This is a genomic window from Parasphingomonas frigoris (assembly GCF_036663815.1).
Classification (GTDB): domain Bacteria; phylum Pseudomonadota; class Alphaproteobacteria; order Sphingomonadales; family Sphingomonadaceae; genus Sphingomonas.
In genome coordinates, this window is sequence record NZ_JAXOJQ010000002.1 from 721,987 (window position 1) to 742,320 (window position 20,334).

Genomic DNA, 20,334 nt, shown 5'->3' on the forward strand with positions numbered 1-20,334 from the left:
CCCGGCGAAGGCCGGGGCCCAGGTGCGGAGCGCTTGCCGATCAAGCGCTTCGCGAAATTTCAAAAGCCCGGCTGCGCGTGCAGCCGGGATACCCATCAAACCTTGCGCGTCCGGCGAATTTCTTCGCGAACGCTGTGCCCGAGCGCGTCGGCGACGAGTGCCGCCTGCTCGGTCTGGTGGCGCTTCATCAGGCCGGTCGCCGGCGACGCCGACGCTGCACGCCCGGCGTAGCGCGCACGCTGCACCTTACCGCCCGCTTCGATCAGGCATTCCTCGATGAACGGATCGACGAAGGTCCAGGCACCGTTGTTCTTCGGCTCTTCCTGCGCCCACACCACCGTTTCGAGGTTGGGCATGCGCTTCAGACGCTCGACCAAAGGCTCACCCGGGAAGGGGTAGAGCTGTTCGACGCGGACGATCGAAGTGTTTTGGTCGCCAGCGGCATCGCGCGCTTCCATCAAATCGTAGGCGACCTTGCCGGTGCACAGCACGAGGCGCTTCACGTCCGCATCGGCCGGAGCCGAAGGATCGCTCAGCATCCGCTGGAAGTGGCTGTCGCCGGTGAAGTCCGCAGTCTTCGACACCGCCAGCTTGTGGCGCAGCAGCGACTTGGGCGTGAAGATGATCAAGGGCTTGCGGAAGGAGCGGTGCATCTGCCGGCGCAGCAGGTGGAAGTAGTTGGCCGGCGTTGTGCAGTTGGCGACCTGGATATTGTCCTGCGCGCAGAGCTGCAGGAAGCGCTCGACGCGGGCGGACGAATGCTCCGGCCCCTGCCCTTCATAGCCGTGCGGCAGCAGCATCACGAGGCCGTTGGCGCGGAGCCACTTGGCCTCGCCCGACGCGATGAACTGGTCGATCATGATCTGCGCGCCGTTCATGAAGTCGCCGAACTGCGCCTCCCACAGCACCAGCGTCTTCGGATCGGCGAGCGCATAGCCGTACTCGAACCCGAGCACGCCGTACTCGCTGAGCGGCGAGTCAAGCACTTCGAAACGGCCATGCTCGACCGTCGAGAGCGGACGATACTTGTGCTCGTCGGTCTGGTCGACCCACACCGCGTGGCGCTGCGAGAAGGTGCCGCGACCCGAATCCTGGCCCGACAGACGAACGCCATAGCCTTCCGAGAGCAGCGAGCCGAACGCCAGCGCTTCGCCGGTCGCCCAGTCGAAATTCTCGCCGGCCTTGAACATCTGGCGCTTGGCGTCGAGCACGCGGTTGAGCGTCTTGTGGACGGTCAGCCCCTCGGGGATCGTCGTCAGCGTGCGGCCGAGCGAGTCGAACAGCTTCTGCTCGATGCCCGTCTCGACGTTGCGGCGCGCGCTTTCCGAATCGGCAGGCGAGTGCAGTCCCGACCAACGACCGGCGAACCAGTCGGCCTTGTTGGGCTTGTAGGTCGCGCCAGCTTCGAACTCGCCTTCGAGCAGCGTCGTGAACTGTGCGATATTGGCGTCGATCCACGCACGGTCGATGATTTTCTGCTCGATCAGCTTGGCGCCATAGATTTCGCTGACCGGCTGATGCTTGCGGATCACGTCGTACATCAGCGGCTGGGTGAAGGACGGCTCGTCGCCCTCGTTGTGGCCGTTGCGGCGATAGCACCACATGTCGATCACCACGTCGCGGTGGAACTTCTGGCGATACTCGATCGCCATCTTGGTGGCGAAGGTCACCGCCTCGGGATCGTCGCCATTGACGTGGAAGATCGGCGCCTGGACGCCCTTGGCGACGTCCGACGGGTAAGGTGACGAGCGCGCGAATTGCGGGCTGGTCGTGAAGCCGACCTGGTTGTTGATGATGAAGTGGACGCAACCGCCGGTGTTGTAGCCGCGAATCCCCGAGAAGCCGAGGCACTCCCACACGATCCCCTGCCCCGCGAACGCCGCGTCGCCGTGGATGAGCACGGGAAGCGACGCCTTATGCTCGTCGAGATCGCCCGCGATCGTCTGGATCGCACGCGTCTTGCCGAGCACGACCGGGTCTTCCGCCTCGAGATGCGAGGGGTTGGCGACCAGCGACATGTGGACGCTGATCCCGTCGAACTCGCGGTCGGTCGAGGTGCCGAGGTGATACTTCACGTCGCCCGAACCCGCGACATCGTCGGGATTGTCCGACCCGCCGCCGAATTCGTGGAAGATGATGCGGAAGGGCTTGGCCATCACGTTGGTGAGGACGTTGAGGCGGCCGCGATGCGCCATGCCGAAGACGATATCGTTGATGCCGAGCGCGCCGCCATACTTGATGACAGACTCAAGCGCCGGGATCATGCTCTCGCCGCCATCGAGGCCGAAGCGCTTGGTGCCGACATACTTCTTGCCGCAGAAGCGTTCCCACTGCTCGGCTTCGATCACCTTGTTGAGGATCGCCTTCTTGCCGAGGTCGGTGAACTCGATCGCCTTGTCCTTGCCTTCCATGCGGTCCTGCAGGAAGCGGCGTTCTTCGACGTCGGCGATGTGCATGTATTCGAGGCCGACATTGCCGCAATAATTGGTGCGCAGCGTGTCGACGAGCTCGCGGATCGTCGCCCATTCGAGCCCCATCGCGCCGCCGAGATAGACCTTGCGGTCGATGTCGGCGTCGGAGAAGCCATGATATTCGGTCTTGAGATCGTCGGGCATGTCGCGCGTCGACAGGCCGAGCGGATCGAGGTTGGCAGCGAGATGGCCCCGCACGCGGTAGGTGCGGATCAGCATCATCGCGCGGATCGAGTCGCTCGCGGCGCGCAGGATCGCGTCCTGCGAGGGCGCGGGGGCAGCCGCCGCGGCGGGCGCAGGCTTGGCGCCACCGCGCGCGGGCTTGGGCGCGGGCTCCATCTGGGTCGGGTCGAGCGCCGACGTCAGATCGTCGGTCGAGGAGAGCGGCCAGTTCGCCTGCTGCCACGAAGCGCCTTCGGTCGAGCCTTCGAGGCCTTCGAACCAGGAGCGCCACGACGGCTCGACGCTGTCGGGCGACGTCTTGAACCGCGCATAGAGCGACTCGATGAAGGCGGGGCTTACGCTGCCCGCAACATCCGCGAAATCCTGGCCTTCAATGCCCATAGTCGTCGTCCTCTTTTCCCTCTCCCCTTGTGGGAGAGGGAGGGGCCCACCCGCTCTTGCGGGTGGGAGGGTGAGGGGGACCACAGCAGCGGCCCCCTACTCCCCCTCATCCGGCCCTTCGGGCCACCTTCTCCCACAGGGGGAGAAGGGTTAGATTCAACCGTTCAGCACTGCCAGCAAGGTCGTGCCCAGTTCCGAGGGGCTATCCGCAACGCGGATACCCGCCGCTTCCATCGCCGCGATCTTGTCCTCGGCGCCGCCCTGGCCGCCCGAGACGATCGCCCCGGCATGGCCCATGCGACGACCCGGAGGCGCCGTGCGGCCCGCGATGAAGCCGGCCATCGGCTTGCTGCGACCGCGCTTGGCTTCGTCACGCAGGAACTGCGCGGCTTCCTCTTCGGCCGAACCGCCGATTTCACCGATCATGATGATCGACTTGGTCTCGTCGTCCGCCAGGAACAGCTCGAGCACGTCGATGAAGTTCGTGCCGTTGACCGGATCGCCACCGATGCCGACCGCGGTCGTCTGACCAAGGCCTGCGTTCGACGTCTGGAACACCGCCTCATAGGTGAGCGTGCCTGAACGGCTGACAACGCCGACCGAACCCTTGCGGAAGATGCTGCCGGGCATGATGCCGATCTTGCACTCGCCCGGCGTCAGCACGCCCGGGCAGTTCGGGCCGATCAGCCGCGACTTCGAACCCGACAGCGCGCGCTTGACGCGAACCATGTCGAGCACCGGAATGCCCTCGGTGATCGTGACGATCAGCGGAACCTGCGCGTCGATCGCCTCGAGGATCGAGTCGGCCGCGAAGGGGGGCGGAACGTAGATCACGGATGCGGTCGCGCCGGTCTTGGCGACGGCCTCGGCGACGGTGTCGTACACCGGCAGATCGAGGTGGGTGGTGCCGCCCTTGCCGGGCGTCACGCCGCCAACCATCTGCGTGCCATATTCAAGCGCCGCCTTGGTGTGGAAGCTGCCGGTCTCACCGGTCATGCCCTGGGTGATGACCTTGGTGTTCTTGTCGACGAGAATGCTCATGCAGCGTTCTTCCTGTTGGGAGAAAGCGGTGGTGCGATCAGCGCACCACCGGCAGAAAAATCAGTTGAGCGACCCGTCGATCGCCTTGCACGCGACCAGCAGTTCCTTGACCGCGTCGACCGAGACCGAGAGGTTGCCCTTGGCTTCGTCGTCGAGCGCGATCTCGACGATCTGCTCGACGCCGCCGGCACCGATCACGACCGGGACGCCGACATAGAGATTGTCGATGCCATACTGGCCGGTGAGGTGCGCCGCTGCCGGGAGGACGCGCTTCTGGTCGTAGAGATAGGCTTCGGCCATCGCGATGCCGCTGGTGGCGGGCGCATAATAAGCCGAGCCGGTCTTGAGCAAAGCGACGATCTCGCCGCCGCCGCCGCGCGTGCGCTTGACGATCGCGTCGATCTTCTCCTGGGTCGAACGGCCCATCGCGATCAGATCGGGGACCGGGATGCCCGAAACGGTCGAGTACTGGATCACCGGGACCATCGTGTCGCCATGGCCGCCGAGCACGAAGCTGGTGACGTCCTTGACCGAAACCTCGAATTCCTCGGCGAGGAAGTGGCTGAAGCGTGCCGAATCGAGCACGCCGGCCATGCCGACCACCATGTGATGCGGCAGCCCCGAGAATTCGCGCAGCGCCCACACCATCGCGTCGAGCGGGTTGGTGATGCAGATGACGAAAGCGTCGGGGGCGTTGGCGGCGATGCCCTCGCCGACGGCCTTCATGACCTTGAGGTTGATGCCGAGCAGATCGTCGCGGCTCATGCCGGGCTTGCGCGCGACACCGGCGGTGACGATGATCACGTCGGCGCCGGCGATGTCCTTGTAATCGTTGGTGCCGGTGACCTTGGCGTCGAAGCCCTCGACCGGCGAGCACTGGCTGAGATCGAGCGCCTTGCCCTGCGGCACGCCTTCGACCACGTCGAACAGCACGACGTCGCCCAGACCCTTGAGCGCTGCGAGGTGCGCGAGCGTGCCACCGATGTTACCGGCGCCGATCAGCGCGATCTTCTTGCGAGCCATCTGGGATCCTTCCGACTATCGCCCGCGCACGGGCGTTGTGATTGGGGCCGCGGACGCGCGGCGGGGCAGATGGCGCGCGGCTTAGGCCGGTTTGCGCCTTGGGGCAACCGTAAAGGCGACTGGGTTAACAACCGGTATTGCGACTAATTCGCAAGTGCAATTAGACGAGAGCGCTATCTGTACCAAGGCTGAACGCCGCAGCCCTCAGTCTGTGCCATGCCCTTGCGCAAGATACTCTTCCGAGCGCATTTCTTCCAGGCGGCTGATCGTCCGTTCGAACTCGAAGCGGCCATCCCCCGCTTCGTAGAGCAGCGCGGGCTCGGCATCGGCGGCGGCGAGCAGTTTGACCTTATGCTCGTACAGCGCGTCGATCAGAGCGACGAAGCGCGCCGCCTCGTTGCGCATGTCGGGGCCGAGCTTGGGGATGCCGACGAGGATCACGGTGTGGAATCGCCGCGCGATCGCAATGTAATCGGCCGCCCCCCTAGCCTCGCCGCAAAGCCGCTTGAAGCTGAACACCGCGACGCCCTTGATCGCCTTGGGCACGTGCAGCGTGCGGCCCTGCACGATCATCTCCTCGGACGGCACGTGCGCGCGATCCTCGACCGGGAAATCAGTCAGGCGGAAGAAATCGCCCGACAGCGTCGCGGTCGCCTGCGGGCCGTTGGGGACGAGCCAGGTGTCGACTTGGCCGAGCCGATCGCGGCGATAATCGGTCGGCCCGTTGAGCGCGAGCACGTCGAGCTTTTGCTCGATCAGCGCGATGAACGGCAGGAAATGCTCGCGGTTGAGCCCATTCTTGTAGAGATCGGCGGGCGGGCGGTTCGAAGTGGTGACCACCGTCACGCCCTCGTCGAGCAGATGCGTGAACAGCCGCGACAGGATCATCGCGTCGGGGCTGTTGGTGACCATCATCTCGTCGAACGCGAGCAACCGCGTTTCCTCGGCAAAGGCTTTCGCGAGCGGCGGGATCGGGTCGCCGAGTTCCTTGGCGCGCTCGGCGGCGAGGCGCTGGTGCACTTCGAGCATGAACTCGGCGAAATGGACGCGGCGCTTGCGGCGGATGTCGAGCGAGTCGAAGAAGAGGTCCATCAGCATCGACTTGCCGCGCCCCACCCCGCCCCAGATGTAGAGCCCGCGTGGCGGCTCGGGCTTGCGGCCGAGGACGCGCCACAGCGTAGAGCCGCGCTTGGGAGTGGCCTGGAGTGCGGTGGCGAGGTCGGCGAGGCGCTGAGCGGCGGCGGCTTGCTCGGGATCGGGTTTCAGCTCTCCCGATGAGAGCAAAGCGGCATAGCGCTTGAGGATGTCAGTCATATTCTCCCTCTCCCCGCTTGCGGGGAAAGGGCAAGCGAGGCGAAGCCGAAGCGAGGGAGAGGGGCAGTCACTCGGACGTTCTTCCTTGGTACAGCCCCTCTCCCCGACCCTCTCCCCGGCGGGGAGAGGGAGCAGAAGAAGCCATCAAACGACGCGTTCGACTTCCATCTTCTTGATCTCGGCGATCGCCTTGGCCGGGTTCAGCCCCTTGGGGCAGACGTTGGCGCAGTTCATGATCGTGTGGCAGCGATACAGGCGGAACGGATCCTCGAGCTCGTCGAGCCGCTCGCCGGTCATCTCGTCGCGGCTGTCGGCGAGCCAGCGATAGGCTTGCAACAGGATCGCCGGCCCCAGGAACTTGTCCGAATTCCACCAATAGCTCGGGCATGCCGTCGAGCAGCAGGCGCACAGAATGCACTCGTACAGCCCATCGAGCTTCTCGCGCTCGGCCGGCGACTGCAGCCGCTCCTTGCCCGAGGGCGGCGGCGTGACGGTCTGCAGCCACGGCTTGATCGAGCTGTACTGCGCGTAGAAGTGCGTGAAATCGGGGACGAGGTCCTTGATCACTTCCATGTGCGGCAGCGGGGTGATGCGAATCTCGCCCTTCACGTCCTCGATCGCCTTGGTGCAGGCGAGCGTGTTGGCGCCGTCGATGTTCATCGCGCACGACCCGCAAATCCCTTCGCGGCACGAGCGGCGAAAGGTGAGCGACGAATCCTGCTCGGACTTCATCTTGATCAGCGCGTCGAGCACCATCGGGCCGCATTCGTCGAGATCGACCTCGAACGTGTCGTAATGCGGATTCGCGCCCGAATCGGGATCGTAGCGGTAGATCTTGAAATTCTTGATCCGCGTCGCTTCTGCCGCCGCTTTGTGGACCTGACCGGTCTTCTTGATCTTCGAATTGGCGGGGAGGGAAAATTCGGCCATCGCTGTCTCGTTTCCGTGATGCGGGGCGCGGAGGGCGCCGGGTTTGCGACCGCTCGTACACAGACTGGGCGCGTGTCGCAAATCCTAGCTCTGCATTGCAGCATGCAATCGACGGCATGTGTTCGCGCACATGCCGCCAATTCCCTGATCAGGCAGCCGCCCCGGGCGCGCCCCAATCGATCCCGCGCGTGAGATACATGCTCGCCGCCAGCGCCGCGAACAGCAGCAACGATCCGATCAGCAGCGACAGATCCTCCAGGCTGAGCAGCACGTAGAGCACGCCGTACAGCGCGACGAGCAACCCCGCTAGCACCCCGGCGCGGCGCCAGCTCCGCAGCACGGCCGCCGAATAAGCGGTGAGCAAGCCGACGATCGCGCCCGCCGCGAGGCAATAGGCCAGCGCGAAGCCGGTCACCTCGGCGAAGGCGAGCAGCATCACGAAGAACAGCACGAGCGCCGCGCCGACCAGGCCATATTCGATCGACGAGACGCGCACCCCGCCGATCAGGTCGAACATCAACAGCGCCATGAAGCTGAAGCCGATGAACAGGAACCCGTATTTCACGCTGCGATTGACCTGCGCGTAAAGATCGACCGGGGTGACGAGATCGACCCGCGCCGCGCGATCGACCACGCTCCCATCCTCGGACGCCGCGGCGGGGCTGGTCGTCACCAGCGTTCGACCGAGCGCGAGATTGCCGACCCGCCAGGTTGCGCGAAAACCGCCGGAGGTGACGGCGCGCGTCGCGGGCAGGAAGCCGCCCTGGAAACTCGGGTTGGGCCAAGGCGAGGTGACGCTCCAGCGCGTATCGCCACCCTGCGGCAGCAAGGCGATCGACGCATTGCCGCGCACCGCATAGGCGAAGCGCACCGCGATCGCCCGGTCCGCCAGCACGCGCGCGTCGAACGCGGTGAAGAACCCCGCTCCGCCGGTCTCGCTCGGCCCCTTGCCCGGCTGGAGCGCCAGCGCCGCGCCGTCGGCGGCAACCGCAGGCGGCGCCCCGAACAGCCCGCGCGGATCCGAAATCCCGAAGCGCAGTTCGGCGCGATCGAGCGCCAGCGCGGCCCGCGTCGTCCCCGTGCGCGACAGATCGGCGGGCAACACAAAGCGCGCGCTGCCCTGATTGCGCGCCTCATACACCACCGCGTCGTAGATCGAGCGGTGCCGCACCTCGGGCGTCACCGCCGTGCGAAGCTCGGTCGTCTCGGGCGAGAGCGTCAGTTCGTGCCAGGCGGTGGTGGCCCGGACGGTCTTCTTGCCATTTTCGACCACGGTCTCGTCGACGGTCACGGCATAGGGGATAACGAGGATCGGGCCCGACAGCGTCTGCGCCCCGCCCCACCCTTTCGCGATCGACGCGCGCGCGGTCTGCGACTGGCTCTGCCGATCGTAGACCAGCAGATAGACCGTGAAGAGCGGAATGGCGAGCAACGCGCCGATCAGCAGCGCGAACAGCAATTTGGTGCCGGGGGTCCGCGGCGGACGAGGTTCGGACATGGGGAGCCTCCAGGATGATGGAGGCTCCGGATCTAGGCGCGCGCCGCGGCGACGGCCAAAGGGGGTTGCGTGGAGCGACGGTGCAGCGCGCGTGCAGGGGTCGCCCCCTCCGCCACGATTCAGATGACGTCGAGCACCAGCCCGAGATCGCGGGCTTCCTCGGCCTCGATGTACCAATTGGCCGGCGCCTTCTCGCGCAGGTCCTCGAAATCGACCTGGCTGTCCTTGACGATCGCGCGGAAGCCCTCTTCTTCGATCTCGATCGAATGCTCGACCTCGTGCAGCGCCGCCTTGATCGAGGCGACCACCATCCGCAGCGGCCCGTCGAGGTTGATCTGCTTCGAGATCTTGCGCTCGTGGATCATCAGCCGCGTGTGCCGGGTGAGGAAGCGCCGCCCGACCGGGAAGGCTGCCATGAAGGTCGCGCCGGCCGAATAGACCGCGACCTTGCCGAGAAACAGGATCTCGCGCCCGTCATGCTCCTCGAGCAGGCGGATATCGTCGGCCATCGTCCGCGCAACTTCGGGATCGCCGCCGAGCGTCGTCAACGCGATGACGATCGCGCCTTCGCTCGGGCAGTTTTCGAGCTGCTGACGGAAGTTGGTGTACATCAGCTGGTCGACCGGACCCGACAGGCGGATGTGCGGATTGGCGAGCAAAGGGTAGCGGGTGGCTGTCATGCCCGCGCTAACCGGCGAGGCGGGGCCTGGTTCCAGCGCTATCGCAACATCCGAAATTTTCAGCCGGGTTGGCTCGGCTGCCGGGGGGCATTGGCGGGGGCGTGCACTGCCCCCGCCACGCTATCAATACACCCGTTTCTTCGGCTTGATGTATTCGGCCTCGTCGGTGAGCGTATAGTCGTGGACCGGGCGGTAGCCGATCTCGACCTTGCCGCCGACGCCGCCCCAGCCGGCGAAGGTCGCCGTGGTGTGCTTCATCCAGTTCGCATCGTCGCGGTCGGGATGGTCCTCGTTGACGTGCGCGCCGCGCGATTCCTTGCGGTTCTCGGCCGACTGCATCGTCACCATCGCCTGCGCGAGCAGATTGTCGAGCTCGAGCGTCTCGACCAGGTCGGTGTTCCAGATCAGCGAGCGATCCTTGACCGCGACGTCGGCGAGCTTGGCGTAGGTCGCCTTGATCTGCGCGACGCCCTCGGCGAGCAGTTCGTTGTCGCGGAACACCGCGCAATTCTTCTGCATCGTGCGCTGCATCTCGACGCGGATCTGCGCGGTCGGGATCGTGCCCGTCGCATTGCGGAACTTGTCGAGGCGGGCGAGCGACAGCTCTTCCGAGCCCTTCGGCAGCGGCGTGTGCGGCGTGTTGGGCTTGAGCGTGTCCTTGATCCGCAAGCCGGTCGCGCGGCCGAACACCACGAGATCGATCAGCGAGTTCGAGCCCAGGCGGTTCGCGCCATGGACCGAAACGCACGCCGCCTCACCCACCGCGAACAGGCCCGGGACGACCGCATCGGGGTTGCCGTCCTTCAGATGGACGACTTCGCCATGATAGTTGGTCGGGATACCGCCCATATTGTAATGCACCGTTGGGGTAACCGGCAGCGGCTGGCGCGCCAGGTCGACGCCGGCGAAGATCTTGCCGGTCTCGGTGATCCCCGGCAGGCGCTCGGCGAGCACCTTGGGGTCGATATGGTCGAGATGGAGCCAGATATGGTCGCCATTCTTGCCGACGCCGCGGCCCTCGCGCATTTCGAGCGCCATCGAGCGCGACACGACGTCACGCGACGCCAGATCCTTCGCCGAGGGAGCATAGCGCTCCATGAAGCGCTCGCCCTCGGAGTTGGTGAGATAGCCGCCCTCGCCGCGCGCGCCCTCGGTGATGAGCACGCCCGCGCCGTAGATGCCGGTCGGGTGGAACTGGACGAACTCCATGTCCTGCAGCGGGAGCCCTGCGCGCAGCACCATCGCATTGCCGTCGCCGGTGCAGGTGTGCGCCGAGGTCGCCGAATAATAGGTCCGGCCATAGCCGCCCGTCGCGAGCACGACATTGTGCGCGCGGAAGCGGTGGATCGAGCCGTCGTCCATGCACAACGCGATCACGCCGCGGCAGACGCCGTCTTCCATGATCAGGTCGAGCGCGAAATATTCGATGTAGAAGTCGGCGTCGTACTTCAGGCTCTGCTGGTAGAGCGCGTGAAGCATCGCGTGGCCGGTACGATCGGCGGCAGCGGCGGTGCGCTGGACCGGAGGCCCCTCGCCCATATTCTGCATGTGGCCGCCGAACGGACGCTGGTAGATCGTGCCATTCTCGTTGCGGCTGAACGGCACGCCGGCATGCTCGAGCTCGTAGACGGCTGCCGGTGCTTCCCGCACCATATATTCGATCGCGTCCTGATCGCCGAGCCAGTCCGACCCCTTGACGGTGTCGAACATGTGCCACGTCCAATGGTCCGGGCTGTTATTGCCGAGCGATGCGGCGATCCCGCCCTGCGCGGCCACGGTGTGCGAGCGCGTCGGGAACACCTTCGTGATGCACGCGGTTTTCAGGCCGGTTTCGGCAATGCCCATCGTGGCGCGAAGCCCCGAACCGCCGGCACCCACGACGACGGCGTCATAGGTATGGTCGATGATCTTATATGCCTCAGACATGCGGCACTCCAAGGGTGGAGGTGAAGGCGACCTTGAGGATCGCGAAAAGGGCGATGGCACCGCTGCCGACGGTGAAGAAGTTGAGCAGCAGCATCAGCGCGACTCGGCTCGCGCCGTGCTGATAATCCTCGATCAGCACCTGCAGGCCGAGCCGGAAGTGATAGAAGACCGAAAGGATCAGCAGCACCAGCGGTACGGCCGCCCAGGGCGAGCCGAGCCAGGTGCGCACCGTCTCGTAATCATAGGCCGGCAGCCGCACGATCGCGACGAAGAACCAGACCATGAGGAACAGGTTGGCCGCCGCGGTGACGCGTTGCTGCCACCAGTGATGCGCGCCTTCCTTGGCGCTGCCCAGACCGCGGACGCGGCCGAGTTCGGTTCCATTGCCCATTATTTGAACCCCAGGATATAAGCCCAGACCAGCACCGTCATGCCGACCGAGAAGACCATCGTCGCGAGCGACCCGGCGCGGTTGACCTTCAATTCATAGCCCGCACCAACGTCGAGCACGAAGTGCCGCACGCCGGTCGCGAGATGCTGGAAGAAGCAGAGCGTCATGCCGATGCCGAACAGATAGCCGAGCGCCCCGCCGGCCCATTCGCCGAACACGAAATGGAAGGTCGCATAGCTTTTGGCGCCCGCCGCGATCGCCGCGAGCCACCATACCAGCACGACCGTCCCAACGGTCGCCATGCCGTCGCCGGTGATGCGGTGCAGGATCGAGACCACCATATGCGGCCCCGGTTTCCAGATCGAGAGATGCGGGCTGAGTGGTCGCGCGCGCGGTGTAGGGCTGGCCAAGGCGAAGACGTCCTCGTCGAATATAGGTGCCGCCCTCTTAGTCGGGGGAGCGGGGGATGCAAGGTTTCTGGGCGAAAGGGCGGATGCAGCGATTGCAACCGCTGGTTTTCCTACAGGCTTACTGCGCGTTAACCAAATCGCGATAGGGTTGCGTTCGACCGCCATGCTGCACTCGCGCAGACTTTGGTCGCGCCAGATATGGAGCCCTAGCCTTGCCCCTCACTGATTTGCCGGCCCCCGGCACGGTTGCCGCGACGATCGACATCCGCGCGCGACTGCGGGCGTTCGACTTCGACAACACGCTAGAGGCCGCCGCCCGCGAGGTGTGGACCGTGCTCGAGGCCGATGCCGCCGAGATCGCGCTGGCCTTCTGGGCGCAGTGGCGCCGCGCCAGCCCGGGTCAGCAGAGCTGGCAACCGCATGAGGAGCCCAAGATGGTCGAACTCGGCGTCGCCTTCCTGCGCAACCGCTTCTGCGACGTTTCCGGCCGGCTGTGGGTCGAATCGATGGAGCGCTCGGTCGCCTCGGGCTACAGATCGGGCGTGTCGACGATGGCGTTGCTGTCGATGACCTGCGCCAGCGATCGTGCGGCGCTCGACATCCTGTTCAAGCGGATCAAGGGCGACGATCCGCGCCTGCCCGCGTTCATCGATACCGTGATGCGGCTGACCGGGCTCGAAGCCGAGATCACCGTCGAAATCTACAACGCCTTCCGGATGCACACCGCGCAGGGCGAGCGCGACCGCCTCGCCACCGAATTCCGCGAAGGGATTGCGACGACGGTCGAGGAAGCGACCCAGGAATCCGAAGTGCTGCGCGGCCAGTCGGTCAAGACCTCGACCTCGGCGCGCGGGATGCTCGGCAAGACCAGCGAAGTCGCCGCCGCGGCCGAGCAATCGGCGATGGCGATGCGCGAGGCGGCGCAGACCGCCGCCGGGCTGATCCGCGCGATCGAGGATGCCCGGACCGAAGTCGAAGCCGCCGCCGAGATCGCGACGCGCGCCTCGATGCAGGCAAGCACCGCAGTCGGCATGTCGGAAACCTTGTCTGACCATGCCAAGTCGATCGAATCGATCCTCGGGTTGATCCGCGACATCGCCGGGCAGACCAATCTGCTCGCCCTCAACGCGACGATCGAGGCCGCCCGCGCCGGCGATGCCGGGCGCGGATTCGCGGTCGTCGCGCAGGAAGTGAAGAGCCTCGCCAACCAGACCGCGCGCGCGACCGACGACATCGCCGCCAAGATCGCCGCGATCCAGTCGGCGACGCGCTCGACCGTCGACACCAACGCCTCGATCAAGTCGACCGTCGCCGAGGTGCAGGAGAGCGCCGACCGGATCCGCTTTGCGATGGAAGCGCAGGCGCAGACCGTCACCGCGATCACCGCCGCTGTCGACGAGACCGCGCTCGCCGCCGATTCGATGTCGAGCACGATCACCGCGATCCGCGAGGACACCGAGACGGTCGCCTCCGAGATCGACCGCGTCGGGCGCGGGTTCGATTCGCTCGATCACAAACTTGGGACGCTCAAGAACCGCGCCAGCGACTTCGTCGCCAAGGTCGCGGCGTGAGCCGTGAGAGGAACTGAGATGGCTTCGAACAGCACGTCGCCCGATGCGATCGTCGGGGGATGGAGCGGCGAGCTGCGCAGCGCCGCCGCGCGGGTCGCCGATTATGACTGGGATGGCAGCATCATCGAGTGCGCCGCCGAAATCACCCGGGCAATCGCAGGCCGCGAGATCGAGATCTCGAGCGCGTTCTGGGATCATTACCTTGCGCTTCCCGTCACCGCGCACATTCGCGCCGCGTTCACCCCCGACTATCTGCGCCAGCGCGTCGCGAGCAGCGCGGGGTATACACGCGCGAAATATGCCGCGCCCAACGACGACGACTGGATGCGCAGGGCTGTGCGCCACGCCGCGAGTTCGCAAAAGGCCGGCGTCCCGTTACAGGCATTGCTGTCCTCGCTGAGCTTTGCGCACAGCCGCACGCTGATGGTGATCGATGACTGCCTGGGCGTCGGCTCGCCGCGGCTGCGCGCGCTGGCCGATTGTGTCCAGCGACTTGGGCTGGTCGAGGCCGACGTGATGGCCTCCTATCTCGGCGCGCACGATGCCGACCATGCCCGGACCGAGCGTCGCTCGCGCTCGGCCGCCTTCAGCGCGACGATCGCCACCTCGATCGAAGGCACCGCCGCGCTCGGCAACCGCATCCGTGTCCAGGCGCAGGGCGCGGCGCGCGCCGCGCGCGGAATGCTCGGCCAGACCAGCGAGGTCGCCGCCGCGGCCGAGCAATCGGCGATGGCGATGCGCGAGGCGGCGCAGACCGCCGCCGGGCTGATCCGCGCGATCGAGGATGCGCGTACCGAAGTCGAAGCCGCCGCCGAGATCGCAACGCGCGCCTCGACCCAGGCGAGCACCGCGGTCGGCATGTCGGAAACCCTGGCCGACCATGCCAAGTCGATCGAATCGATCCTCGGGTTGATCCGCGACATTGCCGGGCAGACCAATCTGCTCGCACTGAACGCGACGATCGAGGCCGCCCGCGCCGGCGATGCCGGGCGTGGCTTCGCGGTCGTCGCGCAGGAGGTGAAGAGCCTCGCCAACCAGACTGCGCGCGCGACCGACGACATCGCCGCCAAGATCGCCGCGATCCAGTCGGCGACGCGCTCGACCGTCGATACCAACGCCTCCATCAAATCCACCGTCGCCGAAGTGCAGGAAAGCGCCGACCGGATCCGCTTTGCGATGGAAGCACAGGCGCAGACCGTCACCGCAATCACCGCCGCGGTCGACGAGACCGCGCTCGCCGCCGATTCGATGTCGAGCACGATTACCGCGATCCGCGAGGGCACCGAGCATGTCGCGGGCGAACTCGACACGCTCGAACGCGACTTCGGCGAGGTCAACGATAAGCTCGGCACGCTCAAGGGAGCCGCCGAGACCTTCTCGGCAAGCGTCGCCGCCTGATCATCCTCCTCCCCTCCTGAAAGGGAGGGGCCGGGGGTGGGTCGGCCAGCGGCGGCGTCAGCCCTCTCCTCAGACCAACCCACCCCTCGATCCCCTCCGTTCCAGGTAGGGCAGGCACGTAGCGCGTGCGCAAACATCCGGCTAAACGCCACCCATGACCAACATTCTCCTCACCGGATCGTCGCGCGGCATCGGCGCGGCGACGTTCGCCGCACTCGCGGCGCAGGACGCGACCGTCGTCGGGCATGGGACGCGCTCCGGCATCGCCGCAGATTTCAGCGATCCCGCCGCGCCACGCGCCTTGTGGGACTCCGCCCTCGACCGACTCGGCGGACAGATCGACGTGCTGATCAACAATGCCGGCGTGTTCGACGCCAATCCGATCGATCGCGCGGACGCCGCCTGGGTCGCCGAATGGGAGCGCACGATGCGCATCAACCTGACCGCCGCGGCCGAGCTGTGCCGGCTCGCAGTGCTGCACTGGCAGGCGCGCGGCGCGCCCGGCAGGATCGTCAACATCGCCAGCCGCGCCGCCTATCGTGGCGATTCGCCCGCGCACTGGCATTATGCCGCGTCGAAGGCAGGGATGGTGGCGATGACCAAGTCGATCGCGCGCGGTTATGCCCGCGACGGCATCCTGGCGTTCGCGATATGCCCGGGCTTCACGATGACCGGAATGGCCGAGGACTATCTGTCGAGCCGCGGCGGCGACGCCTTGCTCGCCGACATCCCGCTCGGCCGCGTCGCGATGCCCGAGGAGGTCGCCGCCGCCGCGCGCTTCCTCGCGCTCGAGGCGCCGGCGTCGATGACCGGCGCTGTGCTCGACATCAACGGTGCGAGCTACGTCCGCTAACCAAACACGTCATGGCATAGGGCCACTCAAGCCCTAGCGCAGTGCCCGCAACCGATCGAGGTCCTCGGGCCGGTCGATGTCGAGCAATTCGGCCGCGGAGGCGATGACGTGGCGCCCGGCGCGCACAATCGCCCGCGCGCCCTCGTCGCCCGACAGCGTCAGCAGCGCCTCGAACTGCCCGGCACCGAACACTGCCGGCGGCGTCGGATGGACGCCGTTGCTCGACGCGACCACCGCATCAGGCCCATCGGCGGCATCGAGCAAGCGCTGGACATGCGTCGCGGTAACGCGCGGCATGTCGGCCAGCGCGATTAGCACCGCGGCGCACCCCAGGTCGCGCGCCGCCGCGATGCCGAGCTTGACCGAACCCGACATGCCGTCGCCCGGATCGTCATTGTGCAGCACGGCAAAGCCGCGCGACGCGAAATCGAGCGCGGTATTCGAACACACCGCGAAGCGCGCCTTGAACGGCATGCTTTCGAGCGCGGTGACGACGTGGAAGGCGAGCGGCTGGCCGAGAAAATCCTGTTGGAGCTTGTCGGCGTCGCCGAACCGCTCGGATCGTCCTGCAGCGAGCAGGACCAGCACGCATTCCTCGACTGCGATCAACGCCTTGCTCCCATCCGGATCGTACCGACACGGGCGATCCGCAAACCCGAACGTTCGCTCCCGCCGAAACGACCAAATGCCTACTATCTTCAATCTGTCATCGTCGTCGTGCATCGCGGGCGGCAACGACGCGAACCGAGGGTATCGATCATGACGGCCAAGCCACACGCCTACACCATTGCCGCAAGGATCGTCACGCACGCCGCGCTGCTGCTGGTGTCGAGCACCGCGATCGCGCAGACTGCGCCGATGCCCCACCCCGCCCCCCCGCTCGTCGCCCATCCGGCCGTCAAGCCGCTCTCGCCGCCGATCGTGATCGCGCATCGCGGCGCCAGCGGGCTGCGCCCCGAACATACGCTCGCGTCCTATACGCTGGCGATCGAGCAGGGCGCCGACTTCATCGAGCCCGATCTCGTGCTGACCAAGGACGACGTGTTCGTCGCGCGGCACGAGAATGACATCAGCGGGACCACCGATGTCGCCAAACATCCCGAATTCGCCGCGCGCCGCACGACGAAGGTCATCGACGGCGAAAGCCATACCGGCTGGTTCACCGAGGATTTCACGCTCGCCGAACTGAAGACGCTGCGCGCGGTCGAGCGCCTGCCCAAGCTGCGCCCCGACAACGCCCGCTACGACGGGCAGTTCGAGGTGCCCACGCTCGCCGAGGTGATCACGCTCGCCAAGCAGCATTCGGTCGGCGGGCGCGTCATCGGCATTTATCCCGAGACCAAGCATCCGAGCTATTTCGCGTCGATCGGTCACCCGATGGACGAGCGGCTGGTCGCGCAGTTGAAGGCGGCGGGCTGGGACAAACCGAGCGACCCGGTGTTCATCCAGTCATTCGAGGTCGACAATCTCAAGCGCATCCACACGATGACCGGGTTGCGGCTGATCCAGCTGATGGATGGCAGCGGCGGTCCGGCCGATCATGCTGCGCCAAGCTATGCCGCGATGGCGACCCCGGCGGGCCTCAAGGCCATCGCACGCTATGCGTACGGCATCGGCCCCGGCCTCGCGATGATCCAGAATGGCGACGCAGCCCCGACCTCGCTCGTCGCCGACGCCCATGCCGCCGGGCTGCGCCTGCACCCGTGGACCTTCCGCGCCGAGAATATTTTCCTGCCGCCGAGCCTGCAGGTCGGCACCGATCCCGCCGCGCACGGCCGGATCGAACAAGCGATGCAGCGCTACCTTGCACTGGGCATCGACGGTTTCTTTACCGATTTTCCAGGGATTGGGGTTAAGGTGCGCAACGCCGTGAAGGAAAAATGATGAAGTACCGCGTTCTGATTGCCGCTGCCCTGCTCCCGCTGATCACCGGCGGCTGCATCCGCACCGCCGCCAGCATCGTCACCTTCCCGGTCAAGGCGGCCGGAAAGGCGGTCGACTGGACGACGACGAGCCAGTCCGAATCGGATCGCAACTACGGCCGCAAGATGCGCAAGCAGGAAGCGCGCGAAGGCGCCGAACGCCGCCGCTGGGCGCGCGAATGCCGCGCGCAACGGCGCGACGATTGCGATCGCTACGACGGCTATCAGGCCGGGCGCTGAGCATCGCTGTCGTTTCGGCCTGATGCCCCAGACCCGTTCGGGGCAACAGGCTTAGCGCGCTACTGCCCCGCCGCCATCCCATCCGTGCCACCCAGCACGTGCGCGAGCGCGAGCAGCACCGCGGGGCGCACCTGCACGCCGACATGGCTGCTGCGCACCTCGACCGCGCGTTCGCCGGGTCCGTGGCAGATCATCCCGTTGACCAACCCGTCGCTGCGGCTCCAGATCGCGGTGGCGGGGACCGGCAGCGCGCTGGCGACCAATGCGCCTTGCGCGATCACCCGCGGCGCGTCGATCCGGTCGCCAGTGAGGAGTTCGAACGCGCGCCACACATTGGTCGCGCGCGGCGATCCGGCGAAAGGCGAGCTGATCGTCACGACCTCGCGCACCAGCTCGGGCCAGCGATGCGCGGCATAACGTGCCATGATCCCGCCGAGGCTGACCCCGACCAGCGTCACACGCTCGCCCGTCTCGTCGTACAGCGCCTGGATCGTCGCGTGCAGCCGCTCGCCTTCGACGCCGATTGTCCGCACCCCGAGGTTGCGGCCGAGCCCCCAGCCCGCCGCGCGATAGCCAAGCGTGCGCAGATAGCGGCGCAGGAACACACCCGACACGTCGCTGTTGAACAGCCCGGGCAGCAGCAGCACCGGCCGCCCGTCGCCGCGCGGCCCCTGCGCCAGCGTCGCGCGCGCGCCGAGCAACGAGGCCAGCCCCCACGCCCCGCGTGGCACCTCGAGCGCGAGCAACAGCTTCGACGGCGCCCTCAGCATGGGTTTCGCGTCCCGTCGCACCGCTCCGATATCCGTTTCATTCGCAACCATTTCCCGCTTGCCGCTTCCTGTGATAGCCTGCGCGGATGACCGAAGCCACGCACGTACTCGACCGGCCCCCCGCCGGTGCCGCCACCGACTGGACCATCCCGCAGGATTGGGCGCATTTCACGCCGGAGGAGCATCATGTCTGGGACACCTTGTTCGCGCGCCAGGCCAAATTGCTGCCGGGACGCGCCTCCGACGCCTATTTGCGCGGGTTAGATGTACTCAAGCTGTCCAAACCCGGAATTCCCGATTTCGAGGAATTGTCGGAACGGCTGATGCAATTGACCGGCTGGCAGGTCGTCGCCGTGCCCGGGCTGGTGCCCGACGACGTGTTCTTCGATCACATGGCCAATCGCCGCTTCGTCGCGGGCAATTTCATCCGCCGCGCCGATCAGCTCGATTATCTGCAGGAACCCGACGTGTTCCACGACGTGTTCGGCCATGTCCCGATGCTCGCCGATCCGGTTTTCGCCGATTATCTCGCCGCGTACGGCCGCGGCGGGCAGCGCGCGCAGGGGCTCGATGCGCTGAAATATCTCGGGCGGCTCTATTGGTACACGGTCGAATTCGGGCTGGTCGCCGAGCCCGAGGGGTTACGCATCTATGGCGCGGGGATCGTGTCGAGCTTCGCCGAAAGCCGCTTTGCGCTCGACGACCCGAGCCCCAACCGGATCGCCTTCGATCTCGAGCGCGTGATGCGCACCGACTATCGCATCGACGATTTCCAGCAGAATTATTTCGTCATCCCGAGCTTCGAGGAATTGCTGCGCGTGACGGTCGAGACCGACTTCGCGCCGCTCTACCAGCAGCTGGCGGAGCAACCCGACGTTCCGGTCGCCGAGATCCTGCCCGACGACACGCTGCTGACGCGCGGAACGCAGGCTTATGCCGTGGCGAAGGCGCAGTGAGCCGGGCCGAGCGCGAACGCTGGGCGGAAGCCGAGGAACAGTGGCCCAATCTGCAGGCGTTCATGACCGAGCGGCTGCACATCTTCGGCAACCTCAAGGCGCTGCATGCCGAGCTCGCCGAGGTGCTTCCGACCTTCAGCTTCGATCAGCGCGCGACGATGGCGACCGAATGCCGCGATTTCCTGCAGACCTTCAAGACGCGCTACGATGACCGCGAATTCCTGCGCGACGGTTTCGGGGTGCGCGGCGAGCTGCCGATCGACGATCGCGGGCGCAGCCAGGCCGGTCTCACGCGCGCCAAGGTGGTCTACGATTCGCTGCTCGCCTCGCTGCGCCGCGAACGCGCTGAGTGGCAGCCCGGGAGCTGATCGCCGCG

19 protein-coding genes are annotated in these 20,334 nt (G+C 66.4%); 7 read left to right on the plus strand and 12 right to left on the minus strand.

The window, feature by feature from the left end; genetic code table 11:
• Nucleotides 1-95 precede the first annotated feature (95 nt).
• From U1872_RS08840 to sdhC, 10 genes are all read right to left on the minus strand, one after another.
• Nucleotides 96-3,035, minus strand: a complete 2,940-nt coding sequence (locus tag U1872_RS08840; protein WP_332792512.1) for a 2-oxoglutarate dehydrogenase E1 component — start codon at nucleotides 3,033-3,035, stop codon at nucleotides 96-98.
• 156 nt (nucleotides 3,036-3,191) lie between these two features.
• Nucleotides 3,192-4,076 (minus strand): succinate--CoA ligase subunit alpha, encoded by an 885-nt coding sequence (gene sucD / locus U1872_RS08845; RefSeq protein ID WP_010183864.1) that lies wholly within the window; start codon nucleotides 4,074-4,076, stop codon nucleotides 3,192-3,194.
• A gap of 60 nt (nucleotides 4,077-4,136) precedes the next feature.
• Nucleotides 4,137-5,099 (minus strand): malate dehydrogenase, encoded by a 963-nt coding sequence (gene mdh / locus U1872_RS08850; protein WP_133186470.1) that lies wholly within the window; start codon nucleotides 5,097-5,099, stop codon nucleotides 4,137-4,139.
• Between the two features lie 204 nt (nucleotides 5,100-5,303).
• Nucleotides 5,304-6,413 (minus strand): cell division protein ZapE, encoded by a 1,110-nt coding sequence (zapE, locus tag U1872_RS08855; protein WP_332792513.1) that lies wholly within the window; start codon nucleotides 6,411-6,413, stop codon nucleotides 5,304-5,306.
• Between the two features lie 144 nt (nucleotides 6,414-6,557).
• The gene (locus U1872_RS08860; RefSeq protein ID WP_332792514.1) at nucleotides 6,558-7,343 is read right to left on the minus strand and encodes a succinate dehydrogenase iron-sulfur subunit; all 786 of its coding nucleotides are present in this window, start codon (nucleotides 7,341-7,343) and stop codon (nucleotides 6,558-6,560) included.
• A 148-nt stretch (nucleotides 7,344-7,491) separates the two neighbouring features.
• On the minus strand, nucleotides 7,492-8,841 hold the full coding sequence (gene creD / locus U1872_RS08865) for a cell envelope integrity protein CreD (RefSeq protein WP_332792515.1): 1,350 nt from the start codon (nucleotides 8,839-8,841) through the stop codon (nucleotides 7,492-7,494).
• Nucleotides 8,842-8,960: 119 nt separating this feature from the next.
• Complete coding sequence (locus U1872_RS08870) at nucleotides 8,961-9,521, minus strand: ClpP family protease (RefSeq protein ID WP_332792516.1); 561 nt, start codon at nucleotides 9,519-9,521, stop codon at nucleotides 8,961-8,963.
• A gap of 123 nt (nucleotides 9,522-9,644) precedes the next feature.
• Nucleotides 9,645-11,447, minus strand: a complete 1,803-nt coding sequence (sdhA, locus tag U1872_RS08875; protein WP_332792517.1) for a succinate dehydrogenase flavoprotein subunit — start codon at nucleotides 11,445-11,447, stop codon at nucleotides 9,645-9,647.
• Entirely contained in the window at nucleotides 11,440-11,838 is a 399-nt protein-coding gene (sdhD, locus tag U1872_RS08880) for a succinate dehydrogenase, hydrophobic membrane anchor protein (protein WP_332792518.1), read from the minus strand. Before sdhD ends, sdhA begins: the two co-directional genes overlap by 8 nt.
• Entirely contained in the window at nucleotides 11,838-12,248 is a 411-nt protein-coding gene (gene sdhC / locus U1872_RS08885; RefSeq protein ID WP_332792519.1) for a succinate dehydrogenase, cytochrome b556 subunit, read from the minus strand. The genes sdhD and sdhC overlap by 1 nt, the downstream gene beginning before the upstream one ends.
• A gap of 227 nt (nucleotides 12,249-12,475) precedes the next feature.
• Here sdhC and U1872_RS08890 point away from each other — a divergent pair, with 227 nt between their 5' ends.
• From U1872_RS08890 to U1872_RS08900, 3 genes are all read left to right on the plus strand, one after another.
• The gene (locus U1872_RS08890; protein ID WP_332792785.1) at nucleotides 12,476-13,819 is read left to right on the plus strand and encodes a methyl-accepting chemotaxis protein; all 1,344 of its coding nucleotides are present in this window, start codon (nucleotides 12,476-12,478) and stop codon (nucleotides 13,817-13,819) included.
• Between the two features lie 18 nt (nucleotides 13,820-13,837).
• Entirely contained in the window at nucleotides 13,838-15,217 is a 1,380-nt protein-coding gene (locus U1872_RS08895) for a methyl-accepting chemotaxis protein (protein WP_332792520.1), read from the plus strand.
• Between the two features lie 154 nt (nucleotides 15,218-15,371).
• Nucleotides 15,372-16,070 carry an SDR family NAD(P)-dependent oxidoreductase gene (locus U1872_RS08900; protein WP_332792521.1) on the plus strand — a complete coding sequence of 233 codons (699 nt, stop codon included), beginning with the start codon at nucleotides 15,372-15,374 and terminating at the stop codon, nucleotides 16,068-16,070.
• A gap of 33 nt (nucleotides 16,071-16,103) precedes the next feature.
• Here the strand turns inward: U1872_RS08900 and U1872_RS08905 are convergent, their stop codons facing one another.
• Entirely contained in the window at nucleotides 16,104-16,679 is a 576-nt protein-coding gene (locus U1872_RS08905) for a nucleotidyltransferase family protein (protein WP_332792522.1), read from the minus strand.
• 249 nt (nucleotides 16,680-16,928) lie between these two features.
• Between U1872_RS08905 and U1872_RS08910 the strand changes: the two genes are divergently transcribed.
• Together U1872_RS08910 and U1872_RS08915 are read left to right on the plus strand one after the other, a co-directional pair.
• Entirely contained in the window at nucleotides 16,929-17,954 is a 1,026-nt protein-coding gene (locus tag U1872_RS08910) for a glycerophosphodiester phosphodiesterase (protein WP_332792786.1), read from the plus strand.
• On the plus strand, nucleotides 17,954-18,232 hold the full coding sequence (locus U1872_RS08915) for a hypothetical protein (protein WP_332792523.1): 279 nt from the start codon (nucleotides 17,954-17,956) through the stop codon (nucleotides 18,230-18,232). The genes U1872_RS08910 and U1872_RS08915 overlap by 1 nt, the downstream gene beginning before the upstream one ends.
• Nucleotides 18,233-18,291: 59 nt before the next feature.
• On the opposite strand, the gene U1872_RS08920 is transcribed toward U1872_RS08915, so the two are convergent.
• Nucleotides 18,292-19,002, minus strand: coding sequence for an esterase/lipase family protein (locus U1872_RS08920; RefSeq protein WP_332792524.1), 711 nt, complete (start codon nucleotides 19,000-19,002; stop codon nucleotides 18,292-18,294).
• An 86-nt stretch (nucleotides 19,003-19,088) separates the two neighbouring features.
• On the opposite strand from U1872_RS08920, the gene phhA reads away from it, so the two are divergent.
• Together phhA and U1872_RS08930 are read left to right on the plus strand one after the other, a co-directional pair.
• Nucleotides 19,089-19,958, plus strand: coding sequence for a phenylalanine 4-monooxygenase (phhA, locus tag U1872_RS08925; RefSeq protein WP_332792525.1), 870 nt, complete (start codon nucleotides 19,089-19,091; stop codon nucleotides 19,956-19,958).
• The gene (locus U1872_RS08930) at nucleotides 19,955-20,326 is read left to right on the plus strand and encodes a hypothetical protein (protein WP_332792526.1); all 372 of its coding nucleotides are present in this window, start codon (nucleotides 19,955-19,957) and stop codon (nucleotides 20,324-20,326) included. The genes phhA and U1872_RS08930 overlap by 4 nt, the downstream gene beginning before the upstream one ends.
• Nucleotides 20,327-20,334: the final 8 nt, after the last annotated feature.

Coding starts and splice junctions, on each gene's coding strand:
- U1872_RS08900 (WP_332792521.1), top strand. CDS start 15,372: ATGACCAACATTCTCCTCACCGGATCGTCGCGCGGCATCGGCGCGGCG.
- U1872_RS08915 (WP_332792523.1), top strand. CDS start 17,954: ATGAAGTACCGCGTTCTGATTGCCGCTGCCCTGCTCCCGCTGATCACC.
- sdhA (WP_332792517.1), bottom strand. CDS start 11,447: ATGTCTGAGGCATATAAGATCATCGACCATACCTATGACGCCGTCGTC.
- U1872_RS08895 (WP_332792520.1), top strand. CDS start 13,838: ATGGCTTCGAACAGCACGTCGCCCGATGCGATCGTCGGGGGATGGAGC.
- sucD (WP_010183864.1), bottom strand. CDS start 4,076: ATGAGCATTCTCGTCGACAAGAACACCAAGGTCATCACCCAGGGCATG.
- U1872_RS08870 (WP_332792516.1), bottom strand. CDS start 9,521: ATGACAGCCACCCGCTACCCTTTGCTCGCCAATCCGCACATCCGCCTG.
- U1872_RS08860 (WP_332792514.1), bottom strand. CDS start 7,343: ATGGCCGAATTTTCCCTCCCCGCCAATTCGAAGATCAAGAAGACCGGT.
- sdhD (WP_332792518.1), bottom strand. CDS start 11,838: ATGGGCAATGGAACCGAACTCGGCCGCGTCCGCGGTCTGGGCAGCGCC.
- U1872_RS08920 (WP_332792524.1), bottom strand. CDS start 19,002: ATGCTGAGGGCGCCGTCGAAGCTGTTGCTCGCGCTCGAGGTGCCACGC.
- U1872_RS08840 (WP_332792512.1), bottom strand. CDS start 3,035: ATGGGCATTGAAGGCCAGGATTTCGCGGATGTTGCGGGCAGCGTAAGC.
- creD (WP_332792515.1), bottom strand. CDS start 8,841: ATGTCCGAACCTCGTCCGCCGCGGACCCCCGGCACCAAATTGCTGTTC.
- U1872_RS08910 (WP_332792786.1), top strand. CDS start 16,929: ATGCCCCACCCCGCCCCCCCGCTCGTCGCCCATCCGGCCGTCAAGCCG.
- mdh (WP_133186470.1), bottom strand. CDS start 5,099: ATGGCTCGCAAGAAGATCGCGCTGATCGGCGCCGGTAACATCGGTGGC.
- phhA (WP_332792525.1), top strand. CDS start 19,089: ATGACCGAAGCCACGCACGTACTCGACCGGCCCCCCGCCGGTGCCGCC.
- zapE (WP_332792513.1), bottom strand. CDS start 6,413: ATGACTGACATCCTCAAGCGCTATGCCGCTTTGCTCTCATCGGGAGAG.